We start from the raw sequence: 20,216 nt of genomic DNA, 5'->3' as shown, positions 1-20,216 counted from the left end.
GACGGCAAGCTTGCGCCATGTCCGAACCGCTCAGATCCATCCATGTCGTCGCCGGGGTCATCACCGATGCCCGCGGCCGTATCTTGCTGGCCCGGCGTACCGAGGGGCGCGACCTCGCCGGCCTGTGGGAGTTCCCCGGTGGCAAGCGCGAACCGGGCGAGACCTCCGAGCAGGCCCTGGTGCGCGAGCTGCAGGAGGAGCTGGGCATCGAGGCGACGGTCGGCGCGCAGCTGATGGAAGTGCCGCAGCGCTATCCGGACAAGCGGCTGCGCCTGGAGATGCGCCAGGTGCTGTCGTGGAAGGGCACCGCCCGCGGCCGCGAGGGCCAGGCGCTGACCTGGGTGGCGCCGGACAAGCTGAGCCGCTACGCGATGCCGCCGGCCGACCAGCCGGTGGTGGCGATGCTGCGCCAGCCCGATCGCTATCTGGTGACGCCGGAGCCGGTCGATCCCGAGCGCTGGCTGGCGTCGCTGGAACGCGCGCTGCAAGGCGGCGTGCAGCGCGTGCAGTTGCGTGCGCGCAGCCTGCCGGCCGGGCACTGGCAGCCGCTGGCGCGGGCCGCGGCGGCGCTGTGCGCGGCGCGCGGCGCGCAGGTGCTGGTCAATCGCGATCTCGCGCTGGCGCAGGAGTTGGGGGTCGGCGTGCACCTCGGCGCGGAGCAGTTGCCGCAGTTCGACGCGCGTCCGTTGCCGGCGGGGCAATGCGTTGCCGCGTCCTGCCATCGCGTCGAAGAGCTGCACGCGGCGCAGCGGCTCGGCTGCGATTTCGCCGTGGTCGGCCCGCTGGCCGCCACCGCCAGCCATCCCGGCGCCGCGCCGCTGGGGTGGGAGGCGTTCGAGCGCCTGCGCGAGGAAGTGGCGCTGCCGCTGTACCCGATCGGCGGCCTGCTGCCGGCGCAGGTGGCCGAAGCGCGCCGCCATGGCGGCCAGGGAATCGCCGCGATCCGTGGGCTGTGGCCGTTGGACGTGGACGCCGCCTGAGCGGGGGTTGTGGGAGCGACTTCAGTCGCGACGGGCAGTACAAGTGATGCCTGCCGCGATCGAAGTAACTCCTCCAGCATCGCGCCGATTGCGAATTCCCAAGCCGAAAGCGCGCTAGAAACTGATCCAGAAGCAGTTGTACTGGCGGCGCAGGCCCAGCACCGTCGATGTCGGGGTCGCACTGCTGCCGAGGGTCTGCTCCAGGCGCAAGCCGGTCGCGCGTGCGCGCGGTGGTGCGGCGTTGTCGCCGGCCGATGTTTGGGGTGTTCCGGCGGCGGCATCGGGTGTGCGTTGCTCGGCAGCGGCCAACGTGCCGGACGCCGGGCGCGTGGCCGCGGGGTAAGCCGCCTGCGCCGACGGGTCCGGCAACACCGGCACGATCGCCACCAACGGACGCTGGGTGATCGCGTCGAGGCGGTCGAGGATGCGACGCGCCGCCTCGTCCGAGACGCCGTTCCACCAATACAGCGTGGACAGGCGATTGACGTCGCGCGCGTCCACCGCGGTGCGGATCTGCTGCGCCAGTTCGCTGAGCCGGCGCACGCATTGCGGCCGGTACAGGCCGCTGGCGCCTTCGCTGGCCGCACTGGGCGCGGTGCGCGGCGGCAAACGGTCGATCGCACCCAGGTCTTCGCAACGGCGATCGCTGAACACGGTGGCGCCGTCGGCGCCGGTGCAGCGATTCACCTTCTGCGCGGCGGCAGGCGCGGCGCACAGGCACAGCAACAAGAGGATCGACGGGGGCGCGCGCATCGCGCCAGCCTAGCCGCAGGCCTGGTGTGTGGGAAGCTGCGCCAGGTGAAGATGCAGGCGGCAGCGTTGGCGAGGCGTGTCAGTGCGCACTGAGGGATAAGGACATCGGTCCTGATCCTTCGCGAGGACCGTGTGCCTGACTGCTTCGCTCGTCGCGGCTGAAGCCGCTCCTACAAGGTTCGGCCGGGCGGGCGCCAGGAGTCTTGTAGGAGGGGCTTCAGCCCCGACCGGTTGGTTCCGACGCCGGCCAAGTTTCCCACTCCGTTTGTCGCGGCTGAAGCCGCTCCTGCAGGGGATTCTGCGAGGCGCTGCGAAGGCTCTTTGTGGGAGGGGGACTTCAGTCCCGACGCCGTGCAGTATCGGGATGCTGCTGCTTCGCCGATTCGCGCTGAAGCTGCAGGCGCAGGCGCCGCTCACGCCAGGCGCGACAGCACGCCGACGGTGGGCTTGGCCAGGTTGAGCGTGTAGAAGTGCAGCGACGGCGCGCCGCCGGCGAGCAGGCGTTCGCACAGCGCCGCGACCAGGTCGGCGCCGAACTCGCGGATCGCCTCGGCATCGTCGCCCAGGGCCTGCATGCGCTTGCCGATCCAGCGCGGGATCTCCGCGCCGCATTGCTCGGAGAAACGCCGCAGCTGGCTGAAATTGGAGATCGGCATGATCCCCGGCACGATCGGGATCTGCACGCCGAGCTTGCGCACCGCGTCGACGAAATGGAAATACGCGTCGGCGTTGTAGAAGTACTGGGTGATCGCGCCGTCGGCGCCGGCGTCGACCTTGGCCTTGAAGTGGCGCAGGTCGCTCAACGCGTCGCTGGCCTGCGGATGCGTCTCCGGATACGCACCGACCTCCAGATGGAAGGCATCGCCGTGCTCGGCGCGGATGAAGGCGATCAGGTCCGCGGCGTAGCGCAGGTCGCCGGGATGACCCATGCCCGAGGGCAGATCGCCGCGCAGCGCGACCAGGCGCCGGCAGCCGATCGCGCGGTAGAGCTTGAGCAACTCGCGGATCTCCTCGCGGCTGCCGCCAACGCAGGACAGGTGCGGCGCCGCCTCGAAGCCGTGGTGCTGCTTCAAATGGCGCACCGTCTCGGAGGTGTAGCTCAGCGTCGAGCCGCCAGCGCCGAAGGTGCACGACACGTACTCCGGTGCGTAGGTCTTCAGGCGTGCGGCGGTGCGGTCCAGCTGCGCACGCTGTTCGTCGGTCTTGGGCGGATAGAACTCGAAACTGATGGCGGTCATGGGCGCGGCGCGTCAGGTGATTGCCGGAGTATATCTCTTCATCCGGATGGATGTGCGATCAGGCCCGGTTCCGGCTGTCCGCTGGCCGGCCGGCTCACGAGCGGCGGTGCTGCATGGAAGATGGTCGAAATGCCGCCCATATGCGTCATCGCACGGTCGATGAGCGCCGTGGCAAGCGCGCAATGCAGTCGGCTGCGACCGATGTGCATGGCATGCGCGCGAATCGCCGCTGTTCGTGAGTGCCGGCCTGCAAACGCCAGCCGGAATCGCGCGGGGGGCACTGGCTGCGGCACAGCCGTGCGGCAGCGGGCGCCGCTGCACGGCTACGCAAGGTGCGCCAGGATCAGCGCTTCCACATCCGCGCCTGCCGCGGCGGCAGGCTGAAGGTGTAGCTGCTGCTGGAAATGCGCACCACGCTGCCCGAGCCGAGCGCGTCGCTGTAGTCCACGTTCCAGCGCAACACGCTGCCGCTCATCGCCACCGTGGCGCTGACCGCGGTACCGCACTTGTTGATGCCGACGATGCCCAGATCGCCGCGGCGGAACAGCAGGTGGCAGGCATCGTGCGACAGCACCTGCATGTCGCTGCCCTGCGCGGCGTTGTGGAAGCCGATCATGCGCTTGAGGTCGTCGCGCTGGTAGGCGTCCACCCAGCGGTTGTCGCCGCTCTCGTTGTTGTCCGAGTACACCATCGGCACGCCGCCGTCGCGGCCGAGCAGATACGCGTAGGCCAGGGTCTCGTCGACCGGGTCCAGGATCGCGTAGCGGAAGCCGGCGTTGTTGGGAATGTCGTGGGTGACCGCGAAGGTCACCGCACGGTTGCCGGGCAGCGCCTGGCCGTAGGCGCCAGGATCGACCAGCAGGTCCATGCTGCCGCCGTAGGCGAAGGCGTTGCGGATCGAATTGAACAGCGGGAAATCGTAGGCCGCGTGCGGCGTGGCCTGCAGGTAGGGCGCGAGGAACTGGTCGTAGTCGGCGTTGCCGCTGCCGCCGCCGGTGATGACCTCGCCGAACACGTGCACCCCGGAACGGATGCCGGCATCGAGCACGCGGTTGAGGTGGTCGAAGGTCATGTGCTTAGCCGCGTCGATGCGGAAGCCGGTGACGCCCAGCGCCTTCAGCGACTGCAGATAGCTGCGCTCCTGCTGCACCACCCAGTCGTTGCCGACCAGGTCGGGCAGGCCCGGATCGCTGCCGCCGCCGCAGATGCGGTAGGTGCGGACCTGGTAGGCGTCGGTGTAATCGGTGATGCATTGCGCCGGACCGAAATCGCCGGCGCCGAGGAAGTTCACCGACAGGTCGCCGAACAGCCGCAGCGATGCGTAGCGCGACGGATCCGCGGCGTACTGCGACAGCACCGCGCTGCCGGGATAGTTCAGGTCCGGGCGCGTCGCCGCCTCGTTGGCCATGTGGTTGAGCACCACGTCGGCATAGGTTTCCACGCCGACATCGGCCAGCGCCTGCACCATGCTGGCGAAGTCCTCGGTGTCGCCGAGCGGGTTGTCGATCACGCGCATGTCCTGCGGCTGGTAGCGCGCCCACCAGGCGCTGCCCTGCGAGCGGTAGGCCGGCGCCACCATCACCTTGTGATAGCCGGCAGCGGCGATCTGCGCCGCGCGCGCTTCCACGGTGGCGTAGGGCCAATTGAAAGCGTGCAGGATGACATCGGCCTGGGCGCTGGCGGTGGCCAGGGTCAGCAGCAGGCCGACGAGGAACAGGCGCCAGCGGTGCGGGCGCAATGGAGCGATTGCAGCGGCGGGCAGTTCGCGCATCACACAGATCTCCTTCGGTCGGGACGCCGCGCATGCCGGGCGCGCTGCGTGGCGTCGGGAAATCCGGCCCCCTTCCGGACGCGCCGCACACGGCGTGCGGCGCTGCGTGGATGCTAAGCGCGCATCGCGGCGCAGCATGCGCGGGCTACATACGTATTCATTGCATTGGCCGATGCAAAGCGGGATCGGCATCTGGTTCTGTCGGCGCTGTGCGGCGCGCGAGCGCATTGCATGCGAGGCATACATGTCGATGCGGCCGCGAGCTTACGTGGCCGCGGTGGCCGGCGTTTCCCGATGCTAAAGTCACCCGCCTCACCTGCAGATGCGGACTCGCACGATGACACTCGAAACCTTCTATCCGATCGGCACGCCCGGCATTCCCTGGGGGCAAGCGGAAAAGGCGGCGTGGCTGGCGCGGCAGCGTCGCCAGCGCAGCTACCAAACGGACGTGGTGGCGGCGATCGAGCGCATGCGCGGGCCGCTGGAGATCGTCGAGTACGGTGTGCTGGAGTACGCCGGGGAGCGTTATCCGCTGCTGGCGTTGCGCAGTCGCGCGTGGGACGACGCGTTGCCGTGCATGCTGGTGACCGGCGGCGTGCATGGCTACGAAACCAGCGGCGTGCATGGTGCGCTGCAGTTCGCCGACCGCCACGCGGCCGAGCACGCCGGCCGCGTCAACCTGCTGGTGGCGCCGTGCGTGAGTCCATGGGCCTACGAGCGCATCCATCGCTGGAATGCCGACGCCATCGATCCCAACCGGTCGTTCCGCGAGGACAGCCCGGCGCAGGAATCGGCCGCGCTGCTGCGCTTGGTCGCGCCGCTGCGCGGGCGCGTCGCGATGCACATCGACCTGCACGAAACCACCGACAGCGACGAATCCGAGTTCCGGCCGGCGCTGGCCGCGCGCGATGGCGTCGCCTACGAGCCTGGCGGCATTCCCGACGGCTTCTATCTGGTCGGCGACAGCGAGAATCCGCAGCCGGCGTTCCAGCAGGCGGTGGTGGCCGCGGTCGCGCAGGTCACTCATATCGCGCCCGCCGATGCCGAGGGCGAGATCATCGGTTCGCCGGTGGTGGCGCATGGCGTCATCAACTACCCGGTGAAAAAGCTGGGCTTGTGCGCGGGCATCAGCGATGCGCGTTACACCACGACCACCGAGGTCTACCCCGACAGCCCAACGGCGACGCCGGAGCAATGCAATGCCGCGCAGGTGGCGGCGATCCGTGCGGCGATCGGCTACGCGTTGGCGCATCCGCAATAGACGCCGGGCGTTTAAGTCGGCACATGCTGCGTGGCTGCGCACTGGCAGGCATCGCCGCGCCGCGCCGACTCTTTTGCAGGACCGGTTTCGACCAGGGGCTCTAGCGGCAAGGCGTCCGGGTTGAAACCCCTCCTGCAGAAGGCGGTGCGCAACGGCGGCCTGGCCGAATCGATGCGATGACGCTCCCCACCCTGGGGGACGGTGGTCATGGTGTGCATCGCCCGGTGAGCGCGCTACGCTTGATCTCTCCTCGTGACCGTCGCCGCCATGTCCATCGTCCTGACCCCCTTCGCCCGCACCCGCCTGTTCCCGCGCGACGCGCGCCGCAACGCGATCCAGGACTGCACGCCGGAACAGTTCGAGCGCCAGCTCAACGACGCCACGCCGCTGCGGGTGCTGGACGGCTACGCGCCGTTCTGCAAGCTGCACGTGCATCCCAACTGGACCTCCACCCGCTGCCTGACCGTGCCGATCACCGAGGCCAATCGCCACCTGCTGCGTTCCGGCTACGAAGCGCGCAGCAGGGAAGAGTTGCCGGTGCTGGTGCGCTGGTTCGAAGGCGTCGAGCCGCCGGTCGCTTCATATCTACTGCCGATCCTCTACAGCCGCGAACAATTGGCGCGCGAGGGTGCGCCGATCGACGCAGAATGGGGCGTGGTCGGTTGCCTCTACACCGCCGAACCGCAGGAGATCCCGATGGCACCGATCACCATGCTGCGCAACGCGCTGGGCGTGGAAGAGGGCGGCTCGGGCGTGGCGCTGGATCGTGAGGCCTACCGGCGCAGCGTGGCGTTCTGGGAGAGCAATGCGAATTGGCGGCCATAGTGGCCACGAGACGCTAGGCCGGTCACGGCATTTCGCCCGAACGTGTCAATGTCTGGTTTGAGCTCGGGCCAGCAGAAGGTCTCGGCGCCGTTCCAGGCGCGACTTGTCGTGCAGATAGAGGCCCGGTGCCCAGAGGATGGCAACGACCGTGGCCGCTTCGGCATCCGACAGCGCACTGGCAGGCTTTGCGTAGAGTTTCTGCGACAGCTGGCTGATGCCATGTCCGGCGCCGTTGTAGGACAAGGTGCTGTACAACGCCAGGATTTGGTCCTGCGACAGGTGCAGCGACACCAGAAGATCCCACAGGACGACGCGCACATGCCAGGAAAGCGCGTTCTCGTGACGTAGCGTCCCCAGGCGCGCCAGCAGCAAGCGGGCGACGGCGGTGGATGGCGGATAGGTGGAGCGATGCGCCGCATCGATGTAGCGGCGGATCGACGCCGGTGGATCGCGATCTTCTGGCGGAGCGCGGTTCAGAAGCGCTCGAATTTCCAGTTGGCGCGGCTGAAATGCCAGGACGTCGTAGGCGGCGATCGCGGCGATTGATGCCAGCAAAAGTGCCGCGACAGATTTCAGCGTCGATAAGGCGATGCTTTTCATCGGCAACCTCCCATGAGAATCAGGTCAAGCCGCGAAGCCGGCTCGGCGCGCATGGGATTCCCCGTCTGTTGGCTGAAAGCGCTGGGTGAGAAGGCTGCCAGCATCATTGCCTTATCAACGATCGCCGAATTCGGGGTGGATATACCGTCGGCGCAACAATGAGCAGCGATGAAGCCTCTCTGCGGTCCGGCCCAACGTCAACGTACGCGAGCGAGGCTGGGAAATGGTCAGTCTGCGCACATCGCATGGACGCGGCCGCCTTCGATGTATTTGTAACAACCGAAGGTTGCGACCCACGCTGAACAACTGCCGATTGCTGCTACGCCCAGCGGCAAGTTTTCAGCAACCAGGCAGCTTCCCTGGCACTGCGCGCTATCGGTGCATATCTTGAGTGCATCGGTCGTCCTGACCGCGCAAGATTTCGGACCGCCGGGCAAGCCCTGTTCCGACCAGAACTGGCCGGCCGCCTTGCATGCGGACTCGGTCGAAGGGATGGCTGGTTTTTCGGCCAATGGAATCTCTGTCAATTGCTTATGCTGCAGATCTCTGACGCAGCCCATGGAAAGCAGAAACAGGGCGAGGCACGGCAATGATCGTTTCATGATCGCCGCCTGTCGATTCGTTGGTGGGGGACCGCTCGAGTAGCGGATCCGAGTAGGCTTTCAAGCCATCGGGACGCCCTGCCGGTGTCACGCGCGGGTCTGATCATGATATCCGTTCCCTGGATGCAGGCCGATGCGACGCTATCACCGGCCTCCATCGTGTACAAGCGACCGCTGGTCAGTGGAACTCGGCCGTTTCCGCGATGACCGGATTTTTCTCGAAAGCGCCTGGCCACCAACAAAGAACGGGCGCCTTTCGGCGCCCGTTCTCTTAGCTCTTCGCGTTAGACGGATAAACCCGCCAACCACTCAGTACCGGTAATGCTCCGGCTTGTACGGCCCGTCGACCGACACGCCGAGGTAGGCGGCCTGGTCGTCGCTGAGCTTGGTCAGCTTCACGCCGATCTTTTCCAGGTGCAGGCGCGCCACTTCCTCGTCCAGCTTCTTCGGCAGGCGGTAGACCTGCTTTTCGTAGCTGTCCTTGTTCTGCCACAGGTCGATCTGCGCCAGGGTCTGGTTGGCGAAGCTGTTGGACATCACAAAGCTGGGATGGCCGGTGGCGCAGCCCAGGTTGACCAGGCGGCCTTCGGCCAGCAGGAAGATCGCGTTGCCGTTCGGGAACACGAACTTGTCCACCTGCGGCTTGATGTTGATCTTCTGCACGCCGGGATACTTGTACAGCGCCTCGACCTGGATCTCGTTGTCGAAGTGGCCGATGTTGCAGACGATGGCCTGGTCCTTCATCTGCGTCAGGTGCTCGATGCGGATGATGTCCTTGTTGCCGGTGGTGGTGACGTAGATGTCGGCCTGGCCCAGGCTGTCTTCGACGGTGTTGACCTCGAAGCCTTCCATCGCCGCCTGCAGCGCGCAGATCGGGTCGATCTCGGTGACGATGACGCGGGCGCCGTAGGCGCGCAGGCTGTGCGCAGACCCCTTGCCGACGTCGCCGTAGCCGCAGACCACCGCGACCTTGCCGGCCAGCATCACGTCCATCGCGCGCTTGAGGCCGTCGGCCAGCGACTCGCGGCAGCCGTACAGGTTGTCGAACTTGCTCTTGGTCACCGAGTCGTTGACGTTGATCGACGGCACCAGCAGGGTGCCGGCTTCGGCCAACTGGTACAGGCGGTGCACGCCGGTGGTGGTTTCCTCGGACACGCCCTTCCAGTCCTTGACCACGCGGGTCCAGTAGCCGGGGCGCTCGACCGCCACGCGCTTGAGCAGGTCCTTGATCACCTGCTCTTCGTGCGAGGACGCGGGTTCGTCCACCCACTTGGAGCCGTTCTCCAGCTCGTAGCCCTTGTGGATCAGCAGGGTGACGTCGCCGCCGTCGTCCACCACCAGCTCCGGGCCGGTCTGGGTGCCGTCGGCCAGGGTGAAGGTCAGCGCGTCGAGGGTGCAATCCCAGTATTCCTCCAGGCTCTCGCCCTTCCAGGCGAACACCGGAGTGCCGGTGACGGCGATCGCCGCGGCAGCGTGGTCCTGGGTGGAGAAGATGTTGCACGAGGCCCAGCGCACGTCGGCGCCGATGTCCTTCAGGGTCTCGATCAGCACCGCGGTCTGGATGGTCATGTGCAGCGAGCCGGTCACGCGCACGCCGGCCAGCGGCTTGGCGGCGGCATACTGGCGGCGGATCGACATCAGGCCCGGCATCTCGTGCTCGGCGATGTCCAGCTCCTTGCGGCCCCAATCGGCCAGGGAGATGTCGGCGACCTTGTAGTCGCCCTCGGTGGAAAAGCTCTTGCGTACAGCGTTCATCGGTAGTGCTCCGGTCAATGGCGAGAAAACTCGCGAAGGTCCGGGCGCCGTTGTCGCTCAAGCCTGCCGCCGAGCCTGGCCGGGTCTGGAGGCGGGAAACCCACCTCGACACGGTCGCAGCGCCCCTCGGCGGAGGAACACCCGATTATAGCGGCTGCGGCGTGAGGCACTTGAATGGGGCGGTGGCCCTGGGACGTGGCGCACGCCCAAGGCCCGGTTCGGCGACCACGGCCGCGCCGCCGCCTGCCGGCCGGTGCGCCCCCGGAGCCAGCGCTTCGATTCGCTGGTGCGTGCTCCTGGTGTCGCCAGGCCTCCCCGTGGGTGGGCTTCAGTCGCGACGAGGCTTCCCTGGAAAGCCTCGCGACCGAGATCGCTCCCGCAGGGGGGGCGCCTGCGCCGGCACACGATGGTTCGCTTTGTAACCGTTACCAGGCCGGGCGAGGGACTAATACTTTTGGGTTAGTCTTGCGGCGCCCCCACTGCCGAGCCATGCGTTTCCGATGAACGAGTACCGCAGCAGCATCGTGTTTGCCACGCCCGACATCCCCTTGCGCGACGACGTCCGCCGACTGGGGGCGCTGGTCGGCGACCTGCTCGCCGAGCAGGTGTCTGCGGAGTTCCTCGACGAGATCGAAACCGTCCGCACCACCGCGATCGCGCGCCGCGAGAGCGATGCGCCGCCGTCGTCGCTGAGCGAGCAGCTCTACGGCCGCACGCCGCGCGACGCCGAGGCGCTGGTGCGCGCCTTCAGCACCTACTTCCAGGTGGTCAACATCGCCGAGCGCGTGCACCGCATCCGCCGCCGCCGCGACTACCAGCGCAACAGCGCCGATACGCCGCAGCCGGACGGCCTGCACGACGCGCTGCGCCGGCTCAAGGCGCAGGGCGTGAGCGCGCAGGAACTGGGCGAATGGCTGCCGCGCATCGACGTGGAGCCGGTGTTCACCGCGCACCCGACCGAGGCGGTGCGCCGTGCGCTGCTGGAGAAAGAACAGTTGATGGTCGCAAGCCTGGTCGACAACCTCGACGGCATGCGCACCCCCGGCGAGCGCGCCACCGATGCGGCGCGCTTCCGCATGGCGCTGACCGCCTCGTGGCAGACCGCCGATTCCTCGCCGGTGCGACCGACGGTGGAAGACGAGCGCGAGCATGTCGGTTTCTACCTGACCCAGGTGCTGTACCGGGTGGTCCCGGTGATGTACGAGACCCTGGAGCACGCGATCGAGGAAACCTACGGCGAGCCGGTGCCGTTGCCGCGGCTGCTGCGGTTCGGCACCTGGGTCGGCGGCGACATGGACGGCAATCCGAACGTGGATGCCGGCACCATCACCGCCACGCTCGACGCGCAACGCCGCGCGGTGCTGGACCGTTATCTGAAGGAACTGTGGCAGCTGGCCAGCCTGCTCAGCCAGTCGACCACGCTGGTGGCGGTCAGCGATGCGCTGCTGGCGCAGCTGGAACGCTACCGGCACCTGCTGCCCGAGGCCGCGGCGCGCTCGCGGCCGCGGCATGGCGACATGCCGTACCGCCTGCTCAACGACCTGATGCGCGCGCGCCTGCAGGCGACGCTGGACGATGCGCCGGGCGCCTACGCCACGCCTGCCGAACTGGAGCAGGACCTGCAGTTGATCCTCGACAGCCTGCAGGCCAACAAGGGCCTGCACGCGGGCTGGTTCGCGGTGCGCCGGCTGCTGTGGCGGGTGCGCAGCTTCGGCTTCCACCTGGCGCGGCTGGACGTGCGCCAGGAGTCCAGCGTGCACGCGCGCGCGGTCGCCGCGGCGCTGGGCGAGGACGAGTGGGACGCACGTTCGGCGCAGGACCGTGCCAGCGTGCTCGGCGCCTATGCCGGCGGCGAGCAGATCCTGCCGGCCGCCCCCGAGGATGCCGGCAACGCACGCCTGGACGCGGTGTTCGCCGCGCTCGCCGACGCGCGCGCGCGGCATGGCGCCGATGCGCTGGGCAGCTACATCATCAGCATGGCGCACAACCGCGCCGACGTGCTGACCGTGCTGGCGCTGGCGCGGCGCGGCGGCCTGGTCGATGCGCAAGGCGCGGTGCCTTTGGACATCGTGCCGCTGTTCGAGACGGTGGACGACCTGCGCGGCGGCACCGACACGCTGCGCGACCTGCTCGCCGACCCGGTCTACCGGCGCCACCTGGCCGCGCGCAACGACGTGCAGATGGTGATGCTCGGCTACTCGGACAGCGGCAAGGACGGCGGCATCGCCGCCTCGCGCTGGGGCCTGCAGCGCGCGCAGGTGGAACTGCTCGATGCGGCCGCCGACCTCGGCATCCGCCTGACCTTCTTCCATGGCCGCGGCGGTTCGATCGTGCGCGGCGGCGGCAAGACCACGCGCGCGCTGGAAGCGGCGCCGCGCGGCAGCGTCGACGGCCGCCTGCGGGTGACCGAGCAGGGCGAGGTGATCCACCGCAAGTACGGCATCCGCGCCCTGGCGCTGCGCTCGCTGGAGCAGATGACCGGCGCGGTGCTGCTGTCGAGCATGCGTCCGCGTGCGCTGGACGCGCGCGAGGACGCGTGGCGGCCGGTGATGGACATCGTCGCCGAGCACAGCACCCGCGCCTACCGCAGCTTCGTCGGCGATGCCGAATTCATGCGCTATTTCCGCCTGGCCACGCCGATCGACGTGATCGAGCGCATGACCCTGGGCTCGCGGCCGTCGCGGCGGCTGGGCCAGGATGCGGCGCTGGACAACCTGCGCGCGATCCCGTGGGTGTTCGCCTGGAGCCAGGCGCGGGCGGTGATCCCGGGCTGGTACGGCGTCGGCAGCGGCCTGCGCGCGGCGGTGGAGGCCGGCCACGAGGACACGCTGCGCGAGATGGCCACCGATTGGCCGTTCTTCCGCACCTTCCTCGACGACATCGCGATGGTGCTGTCCAAGGGCGACCTCAACATCGCCGAGATGTTCTCGCGCCTGGCCGGGCCGCTGCACGAGCGTTTCTTCCCGCGCATTCGCGACGAACTCGCGCTGACCAAGGGCTGGGTGAAATCGCTGACCGGGCAGGCGTCGCTGCTGCAGCACGACCCGCGGCTGGCGTTGTCGATCCGCCTGCGCAATCCCTACATCGATCCGATCAGCGTGTTGCAGGTGGACCTGCTGCAGCGCTGGCGGGCCACCGACGGCGAGGACGAGGACCTGCTGCGCGCGTTGGTGGCCTGCGTCAACGGCGTCTCGCAAGGCGTGCAGAACACCGGCTGAGCAGCGGCCGGACCGGACCCGGTGGCCGTGCTTCCAGCATCGCCGCCGGGCCGCCGGATGCGGTCCGGCCAGCACTGCGCTTGCAAGTGGACAAAATTGTCCGATAATCCCGGCATGGATCTCCGTGCCGATGCCGCCCAACGTCGCCGCCTGCTGCTCGATGCGGCCGACGAAGTATTCTGCGAGCACGGCGTGCTCGCGCCGCTGGAGTTGGTGGTCGAACGCTCCGGCGTGGGCCGGGCCACGCTGTACCGCAATTTCGCCGACCGCACCGACCTGATGATCGCGCTCCTGCAGCGCGCCCTGGACGGGCTGGAATGCTGCGCGCGCGATATCGGCGAGCGCCCCGACGGCCTGTTCCTGCTGCTGCGCGATGTCGCCGAGCACATCGCGATGTCCGCGCCGCTGGCCGATTGCTGGCGCTCGATGCCGCGCGACCATCCGCAGATCGAAGTGGCGCATGCGCGGCTGATGGCGATCCTGCTGCCGTTCCTGCAGCGCGCCACCGACGCCGGCCTGTGCCGCCAGGGTCTGGACGGCGACGACCTCACCTTGTTGATGGACATGCTCGGCGCCTGCCAACGCGGCAGCGACGAAGCCGAACGCAAGGCCTTGGCGCTACGCGGTTGCCGGCTGCTGTGCCATGCGCTGGCCACGCCCGCGGCGGCGGCGACGCTATGAGCCTGCGTCGCGAGCGAGGACAGGCCCGCGCCGTCGCCGCGATTGCGGCGCGCAACGCCGCGCAGCGGGGTTGGCCGGCACGCCTGTTGCGCGCAACGGTGGCGCTGGCGATCGTGCTGGCCGGCGTCTGGGGCGCGCTGTTCCTGGCCTACCTGCCGCATACCGGCAGCCTGGTGCGCTACGCCTCGGCGTTGCTGTGGCTGGCGATGGGCGGCGCCGCGCTGTGGGGCCTGCGCCATCCCCGCGACTACCGCGTGCTGCCGTGGATCTTCGCCGTCGCCTGCGCCGGCCTGGTGTTCGGCTGGTCGCAGTTGCTGCCCGAGCAGAACCGCGACTGGGCCGACGACGTGGCGCAGCCGCTGCAGCCGCAGGTCGAAGGCCACCTCGTCACCCTGCACAACGTGCGCAATTTCGCCTGGCGCAGCGACAGCGACTACACGCCGCGTTGGGAAACCCGCCAGTACGACCTGGACCGGCTGGCCTCGGCGGACCTGGCGCTGTCCTACTGGATGGGGCCGGCGATCGCCCACACCCTGGTCTCGTTCGGCTTCGACGACGGCCGCCGGGTGGTGTTCTCGCTGGAGATCCGCAAGGAGCGTGGCGAATCGTTCTCCGCGCTGGCCGGGTTCTTCCGCAATTTCGAGCAGGCGATGATCGCCGCCGACGAGCGCGACATCCTCGCGGTGCGCAGCAACGTGCGCGGCGAAGACGTCTATCTGTACCGGCTGAACATTCCGCGCGCGCAGTTGCGCCAGCTGTTCATGGGCTACGTGGCGCAGGCGCAGCAGCTGCAGCGCACGCCGAAGTTCTACAACACCGCCACCAGCAATTGCACCACCATCGTGTTCGAGCTGGTGCGCAAGTTCGAGCCGCAGCTGCCGCTGGACTACCGCCTGCTGCTGTCCGGCTATCTGCCGTCCTATGTCTATGCGCAGCACGGCTTCGTGCCGGGCTACGCGCTGGCCACGCTGCAGGCGCGCGGACGCATCGGCGAGCGCGCACGCCAGGCCGGCGCCGGCGCCGACTTTTCGCAGCGCATCCGCGAAGGCATCCCCGGCGAAGAACCGCCCGGAGCGCCGCGCTGATGCGCGCCGCGCGCGCGGTGCGGCAGCTGGCGGCGCGCGCGCTGCTGGCGGTGGGCCTGCTCGCCGGGTCCGGCTGCGCCATGGTCACCGTGCAGTCGCGCGCGGCCGGCGACTACATCGCGACCAAGCGCGGCGACGTGCTCAGCACCGGCGAACTCAGCGACGCCAGCCAGGAAACGCTGCGCGTGGTCGCGATCGAGCGCAAGCCCTGCGAGGCCGACATCCCCGCCTGCGCCGCGCAACTGCGCACGGTGCAGGGACTGGACGAGGAACGCCGCCTGGCGACCTTGTCGGAGCTGTGGTTGCGCGCGGCGACGACGCGTACGCCCAAGGGCAACGTCGCACTCGACGATGCAGCCTTGCAGGCATGGCTGGAAACCGCGCGCTACGCCTATGCCTACCTGTTCTATACCGAACGCCCGGCCAGCGCGCGCGCCTTCGAGGACCGGCAGACGCAGGTGCGCGACTACTACAACTACGCGGTGCAGCACGTGGTCGGCGCGATGTTCGAACGTTGGCGCGCGCGCAGCGCCAGCGGCGAATTGCGCGACGACGACACGCTGGCTGCCGCCGGCTGGCAAGTGCGCGCGCAGCTGGACAGTTTCCGCCTGCCGGGCGGCGTGGCGCGGCCGAATGCGATGGTGCCTGCCGCCTCGCTGCGTTTCGACGGCCTGCGCAGCACCTATCGCCGCGATGGCTTCGGGGCCGAGCTGGTGGCGGAAGTGTCGCCGGCGCAGGTCGGCGATCCGACCGCGATCATGGCCGCTGCGAAGCCAGGGCAAGCGGCTACCGATACCGCCGGCTACAGCGAACTGTCGTACGCGCCGACCACCGTGCTGCTGCGCTTCGATGGCGACAGCCTGGCGCAGGTGCTGGACACGCGCAGCGTGGTGATCGCGCCCTACGATCCGTATCGCGACAACGAGGTCGTCGTGCACGGCCAGCGGCTGCCGCTGGCCGCCAATTTCACCGCCGCCTACGGCCTGTGGCTGGCGCGTTCGGGTTTCGCCAAGCAGTCGTTGCGCTCGATGCTGGGGCGCGAACACGGCATCGAGCAGCCGCACCTGTACCTGATGCAGCCCTACGACCCGAACCGGCGCATCGTGCTGATGCTGCACGGCCTGGGCAGCAGCCCCGAGGCCTGGGTCAACGTCGCCAACGAGATCATGGGCGACGAGCAACTGCGCCGCCACTACCAGATCTGGCAGGTCTATTACCCGACCAACATGCCGATCGCCTGGAACCGCGCGCAGATCGAAACCTTGCTGCAGCAGACCCTGCACAATTTCGATCCGCAGGGGCAGGCGCCGGCCTCGCAGCACATGGTGCTGATCGGCCACAGCATGGGGGGAGTGATCGCGCGGCTGCTGGTCAGCAGCTCCGGCGAGCGCATCTGGAACGCGTTGCTCGCCGGCCGCGACCTGAGCGGCGAACGTGGCGCGCGGGTACGCGAGCGCCTGCAGCCGCTGTTGCGCTTCGCGCCGCTGCCGCAGGTGGACCGCGCCATCTTCATCGCCGCGCCGCACCGCGGCACCGCCATCGCCGAGGGCAGCATCGGGCGCCTGGTCGGCGGACTGATTCGCTTGCCGGTGACCTTGCTGCAGCGCTTCACCGAGGTAATGCAGGACATCGCCGGCCAGGACGGCGTGCCGCAGCGCCTGCCCAACGGCATCGACAATCTGCGCGATACCGATCCGTTCGTGCGTGCGGCCGCCGAGCTGCCGATTTCGTCAGCCGTGCGCTACAACTCGATCATCGCCCGGCGCAACCCGGCGCTGCCGCTGGCCGTCGCCGACGATGGGCTGGTGCCCTACCGCAGCGCGCACCTGGATGGCGCCGAATCGGAACTGGTGATCACCTCCGGACACAGCGTGCAGGAGACGCCGCAGGCGATCCTGGAGATCCGCCGCATCCTGCATGCGCAGATCGCGTCGGAGTGATGCGACGGAGTCGATAGGCACCCGGTTAGATCCCTCCGTGGGAGCGCCTTCTGCGGGAGCGCCTTCAGTCGCGACGCGCACTATCGGTAAAACTCGTTGCGACCGATGGTGAATGTCGCCTGGCGTCGCTCCCAAGGGCGTACACGACGCCATCTGGGTGCACTGTAGGAGCGGCTTCAGCCGCGACAGTCTCCGTCGCCGTCAGGCCCGCCGCGTCGTTCGTCGCGGCTGAAGCCGCTCCTGCGGTGGCGTTATGGCGCGCCGGATGTCAGCGGAAAAAGCGCCGCAGCCATGCGCACTTGCGATACGCACGCGTATGCATCACTGACGTATCGCATTTCCGTTCACCTATGAACTCCGTCACGCATCTGCAAACATCGACGCACACAATGCGCCGCAGTTGTTAACGGACCGTCAGTTCGCACGGTCCAGCTCCGACACGGAACTCCCCCAGATGTTCGCCCAGTTGCCGGCTCCGCGCCGGCGATACGGGCAGCGCTTTGCCTTCTCCGGCCGCGGCGTCGTCGCGTGCCGGGACACCACCCCACGTCCTGATGGAATTTCCATGAACCACGCATCGCACCGCGCCAGGCCGCACCGGCTTGCCGGATCCATCGCCCTGGCCCTGAGCCTGGCCCTCGCCGCCGCCGCCCATGCCGAAGACCCCGCGCAGGAGCAGGCGCAGAACACCGCCGGCGACGACACCGCGCCGGCCGCCGCCAAGGGCAATGCGCAGACCCTGTCGACCGTGACCGTCGCGGCGAACCGCTACACCGCCGCCGACATGCAGATGGCGGCCAGCAACACCGCCAACGTGCTGTCGGCCGACGACCTGAAGTACACCGCCGTGCACAACATCGCCGAGGCGCTGGGCCTGTTGCCGGGCGTCAACGTGGTCAACACCGGGCAGTCGTATTTCGGCGGCGTCGACGGCGCCGCGCGCGGCGAGGGCATGTTCGCCTCGGTGCGCGGCCTCAACGCCGAATACAACGTCAACCTGATCAACGGCGTCAACGTCGCCCAGGGCATGCCGTACAGCCGCAGCGTGCAGCTGAGCCTGCTGCCGCCGTCCGGCCTGCAGACCATCGTGTTGAACAAGACCTCCACCGCGGCGATGGACGGCGATGCGATCGGCGGCACCATCGACTACCGCACTCCCAGCGGTTTCGACTACAGCGACGCGATCGGCGGCAGCATCACCGCCAGCGGGCGCATGGAAAGCCGCGCCCGCGACTACGACGAGAGCGGCCTGGGCAAGGGCGCGGCCGGCGAGTTCCACGCTAAGTTCGGCAGCGAGCACCAGTTCGGCATCTACGCCAGCGCGTACTACGACGAGCGCCACTACGTGAACAGCGAAGTGGCCAGCGCCTCCGCTGCGCGCAACGACGGTTCGTGGGAATTCTCCCGCACCACCGCCAATGGCGCGCTGGCGGCCGGCTACGACGCGGAAGATTCGCTGCAGTCCACCGGCACCAACATCGGCTATTCCGGCGGCGACACCAAGCGCTACGGCGGCAACGTCTCCTTCGACTGGCATGTGGACCCGAGCCTGCAGCTGTACGCACGGGCGACCTACGCCTACGCCAAGACCGAGCAGAACACCGGCTATACGCAGTTCGTGCCGGCCAGCGTCAGCTACACCCAGATCGGCAGCACCGGCGTGTACCAGCCGCAGATCAACCGCGTCGCGGTGCGCTACTGGTACGAGACCAATCCGGAAGTGGCCGACCTGGCCACGTTCCAGTTCGGCGGCGACAAGCAGCTCGGCAACTGGACGCTGTCGCCGAACCTGTTCTACAGCTTCGGCGACAACGATCGCCCGGACCACATCGAAGTCTCTGCGCGCGTGGATCAGTACAGCTCCACCCAGTTCCCGTACGGCGCCAACAGCTTCATCAGCTACGACAGCGAAGGCTTCCCGGTGCCGCAGCTGACCACCGCGATGCAGAACCAGGCCGACGACATCGGCAGCCTGTACGCGCGCCGCCACGGCCAGCTGACCAAGTCCTACAGCGGGCAGAAGAAGGGCGGCGCCAAGTTCGACGCGCGCTACGACTTCGACGAGGGCGCGCTGAGCAGCCTGCAGTTCGGCGTGAAGTACGTGGACAGCTCGCGCGAGTTCACCGAGCGCGACTGGACCACCGCCAAGTTCACCGACGGCACGCTGCTGGAGAACACCGGCCTGGTCAGCGGCAGTTACGACTCGGTGTATCCGGGCAAGTACGACTACCCGACGGTCAAGCTGAGCAATTCGGCGCTGAAGGCCTCGATCGCCAAGTACCTGACCGCGAGCAGCTTCGACACCTGCGGCAGCCTGGCGGTCAACAATCAGAACTGCGACACCATGCGCGGTACCGAGGCGGTGGCCGCGGCCTATGCGATGGCCACGTTCAAGACCGGCGACCTGGAGATCATCCCCGGCCTGCGCTTCGAACAGACCAGCATCCGCAACACCTACTGGACCATGCCCAAGGACAGCAGCGGCAACGAGCTAGCCGGCTACTTCCAGAACAACCACACCACCTACGACGTGCCGCTGCCCAGCGTGTTCCTGAACTATCGTCCCGGCAACGCCAACGCGGTGTACCGGGCCTCGGTGTGGACCAGCTACACGCGCCCGGCGTTCGTGCAGCTCGGCGGCGGTTCCAGCTACAGCGTGTCCAGCGACGGCATCACCACCATCACCGAAGGCAATCCCGACCTGAAGCCGATCAAGGCGGTCAATGTCGACGTCTCCGGCGAGTGGGACAACGGCGTCGGCGGCCACGCGATGCTGGCCGGCTACTACAAGCGCCTGTCCGACTACATCTACGAGAACGGCTCGGATGCGGCCAATGCCGGGGCGAGCACCAGCGGCAGCGTGCGCTACGTGCGTCCGCAGAACGGCGGCGACGGCAAGGTCCTGGGCGTGGAAGCGGCGGTGCGGCAGACCCTGCAGGGCATGCCGGCGCCGCTGGACGGCTTCGGCATCGGCGCCAACGTCACCCGCCAGTCCACCCGCGTCGATCTGGGCATGACCGGCTTCCACGACGAGCGCATCCAGAACGCGCCGGACCTGATGGCCAACGCCGAGCTGTTCTACGAGAAGGGGCCGCTGTCGGTGAACCTGAGCTACCACTACTCGGGCGAATACGTGTCGGTCTACGACTACCTGGACCAGGGCGCCAGCTGGGACGACCTGTGGGTGAAGCCGATCACCCGCGTCGATCTGCACGTGGGCTATGCGGTGAACGAGCACCTGCGCGCCGACCTGTCGGTGGCCAACCTGACCAATCGCCTGAGCTACTGGGCGCATGTGGGCCGCAACAGCACCGCGATCTCGGACATCGTCGATGCCGGGCGCACCAGCCTGCTGACCGTGAAGTACACGTTCTGAGCCAACGGCCGGTACATGGGCCGGCTTCCCTCGCGCGTCGCGGCATGTCGCCGCGGCGCGCGTCGGCATGCATGCGGTCGTTGGGCGCGTGGCGCGCGCGCACGATCGCCAGTGGGCCGGCGCGCGTAGCT

The 20,216-nt window shown here is 68.4% G+C and carries 14 protein-coding genes and 1 riboswitch; of the genes, 8 read left to right on the top strand and 6 right to left on the bottom strand.

Annotated elements, in window-relative coordinates; genetic code table 11:
* Positions 1-17 precede the first annotated feature (17 nt).
* On the top strand, positions 18-980 hold the full coding sequence (locus HDC36_RS13725) for a Nudix family hydrolase (protein WP_179568367.1): 963 nt from the start codon (positions 18-20) through the stop codon (positions 978-980).
* Positions 981-1,094: 114 nt separating this feature from the next.
* Here HDC36_RS13725 and HDC36_RS13720 read toward each other — a convergent pair whose 3' ends face one another.
* From HDC36_RS13720 to HDC36_RS13710, 3 genes are all read right to left on the bottom strand, one after another.
* Positions 1,095-1,733: a DUF4124 domain-containing protein gene (locus HDC36_RS13720; protein WP_179568365.1), complete on the bottom strand. Its 639-nt coding sequence runs from the start codon at positions 1,731-1,733 to the stop codon at positions 1,095-1,097.
* A 413-nt stretch (positions 1,734-2,146) separates the two neighbouring features.
* The gene (metF, locus tag HDC36_RS13715) at positions 2,147-2,971 is read right to left on the bottom strand and encodes a methylenetetrahydrofolate reductase [NAD(P)H] (RefSeq protein ID WP_179568363.1); all 825 of its coding nucleotides are present in this window, start codon (positions 2,969-2,971) and stop codon (positions 2,147-2,149) included.
* 343 nt (positions 2,972-3,314) lie between these two features.
* Positions 3,315-4,742: an alpha-amylase family protein gene (locus HDC36_RS13710; protein WP_179568361.1), complete on the bottom strand. Its 1,428-nt coding sequence runs from the start codon at positions 4,740-4,742 to the stop codon at positions 3,315-3,317.
* A 337-nt stretch (positions 4,743-5,079) separates the two neighbouring features.
* Here HDC36_RS13710 and HDC36_RS13705 point away from each other — a divergent pair, with 337 nt between their 5' ends.
* Together HDC36_RS13705 and HDC36_RS13700 are read left to right on the top strand one after the other, a co-directional pair.
* Positions 5,080-6,003 carry a M14 family metallocarboxypeptidase gene (locus tag HDC36_RS13705; protein ID WP_179568359.1) on the top strand — a complete coding sequence of 308 codons (924 nt, stop codon included), beginning with the start codon at positions 5,080-5,082 and terminating at the stop codon, positions 6,001-6,003.
* Positions 6,004-6,270: 267 nt separating this feature from the next.
* Positions 6,271-6,828, top strand: coding sequence for a DUF3228 family protein (locus HDC36_RS13700; protein WP_179568357.1), 558 nt, complete (start codon positions 6,271-6,273; stop codon positions 6,826-6,828).
* Between the two features lie 45 nt (positions 6,829-6,873).
* Here HDC36_RS13700 and HDC36_RS13695 read toward each other — a convergent pair whose 3' ends face one another.
* The 3 genes from HDC36_RS13695 to ahcY form a co-directional block, all read right to left on the bottom strand.
* Positions 6,874-7,428 (bottom strand): transglycosylase domain-containing protein, encoded by a 555-nt coding sequence (locus tag HDC36_RS13695; RefSeq protein WP_179568355.1) that lies wholly within the window; start codon positions 7,426-7,428, stop codon positions 6,874-6,876.
* Between the two features lie 227 nt (positions 7,429-7,655).
* Complete coding sequence (locus HDC36_RS13690; RefSeq protein WP_179568353.1) at positions 7,656-8,030, bottom strand: hypothetical protein; 375 nt, start codon at positions 8,028-8,030, stop codon at positions 7,656-7,658.
* Between the two features lie 309 nt (positions 8,031-8,339).
* Positions 8,340-9,785: an adenosylhomocysteinase gene (gene ahcY, locus HDC36_RS13685; protein ID WP_145705491.1), complete on the bottom strand. Its 1,446-nt coding sequence runs from the start codon at positions 9,783-9,785 to the stop codon at positions 8,340-8,342.
* Between the two features lie 35 nt (positions 9,786-9,820).
* A riboswitch (S-adenosyl-L-homocysteine riboswitch) is annotated at positions 9,821-9,919 on the bottom strand.
* Between the two features lie 366 nt (positions 9,920-10,285).
* On the opposite strand from ahcY, the gene ppc reads away from it, so the two are divergent.
* From ppc to HDC36_RS13660, 5 genes are all read left to right on the top strand, one after another.
* The gene (gene ppc, locus HDC36_RS13680; RefSeq protein ID WP_179568351.1) at positions 10,286-13,003 is read left to right on the top strand and encodes a phosphoenolpyruvate carboxylase; all 2,718 of its coding nucleotides are present in this window, start codon (positions 10,286-10,288) and stop codon (positions 13,001-13,003) included.
* A 114-nt stretch (positions 13,004-13,117) separates the two neighbouring features.
* Entirely contained in the window at positions 13,118-13,684 is a 567-nt protein-coding gene (locus HDC36_RS13675) for a TetR/AcrR family transcriptional regulator (RefSeq protein WP_179568349.1), read from the top strand.
* Positions 13,681-14,769 (top strand): DUF4105 domain-containing protein, encoded by a 1,089-nt coding sequence (locus HDC36_RS13670; RefSeq protein WP_255432746.1) that lies wholly within the window; start codon positions 13,681-13,683, stop codon positions 14,767-14,769. The genes HDC36_RS13675 and HDC36_RS13670 overlap by 4 nt, the downstream gene beginning before the upstream one ends.
* A gap of 80 nt (positions 14,770-14,849) precedes the next feature.
* The gene (locus HDC36_RS13665) at positions 14,850-16,709 is read left to right on the top strand and encodes an alpha/beta fold hydrolase (RefSeq protein WP_255432771.1); all 1,860 of its coding nucleotides are present in this window, start codon (positions 14,850-14,852) and stop codon (positions 16,707-16,709) included.
* 565 nt (positions 16,710-17,274) lie between these two features.
* The gene (locus HDC36_RS13660; protein WP_179568345.1) at positions 17,275-20,085 is read left to right on the top strand and encodes a TonB-dependent receptor; all 2,811 of its coding nucleotides are present in this window, start codon (positions 17,275-17,277) and stop codon (positions 20,083-20,085) included.
* The last annotated feature ends 131 nt before the right edge of the window (positions 20,086-20,216 follow it).

Origin of the sequence: Xanthomonas sp. JAI131, assembly GCF_013410075.1 — a bacterium.
Classification (GTDB): Bacteria; Pseudomonadota; Gammaproteobacteria; order Xanthomonadales; family Xanthomonadaceae; genus Xanthomonas_A; species Xanthomonas_A bonasiae.
Note: the sequence above shows the minus strand (reverse complement) of the source record. Positions and strands in the feature narration are given on the sequence as shown.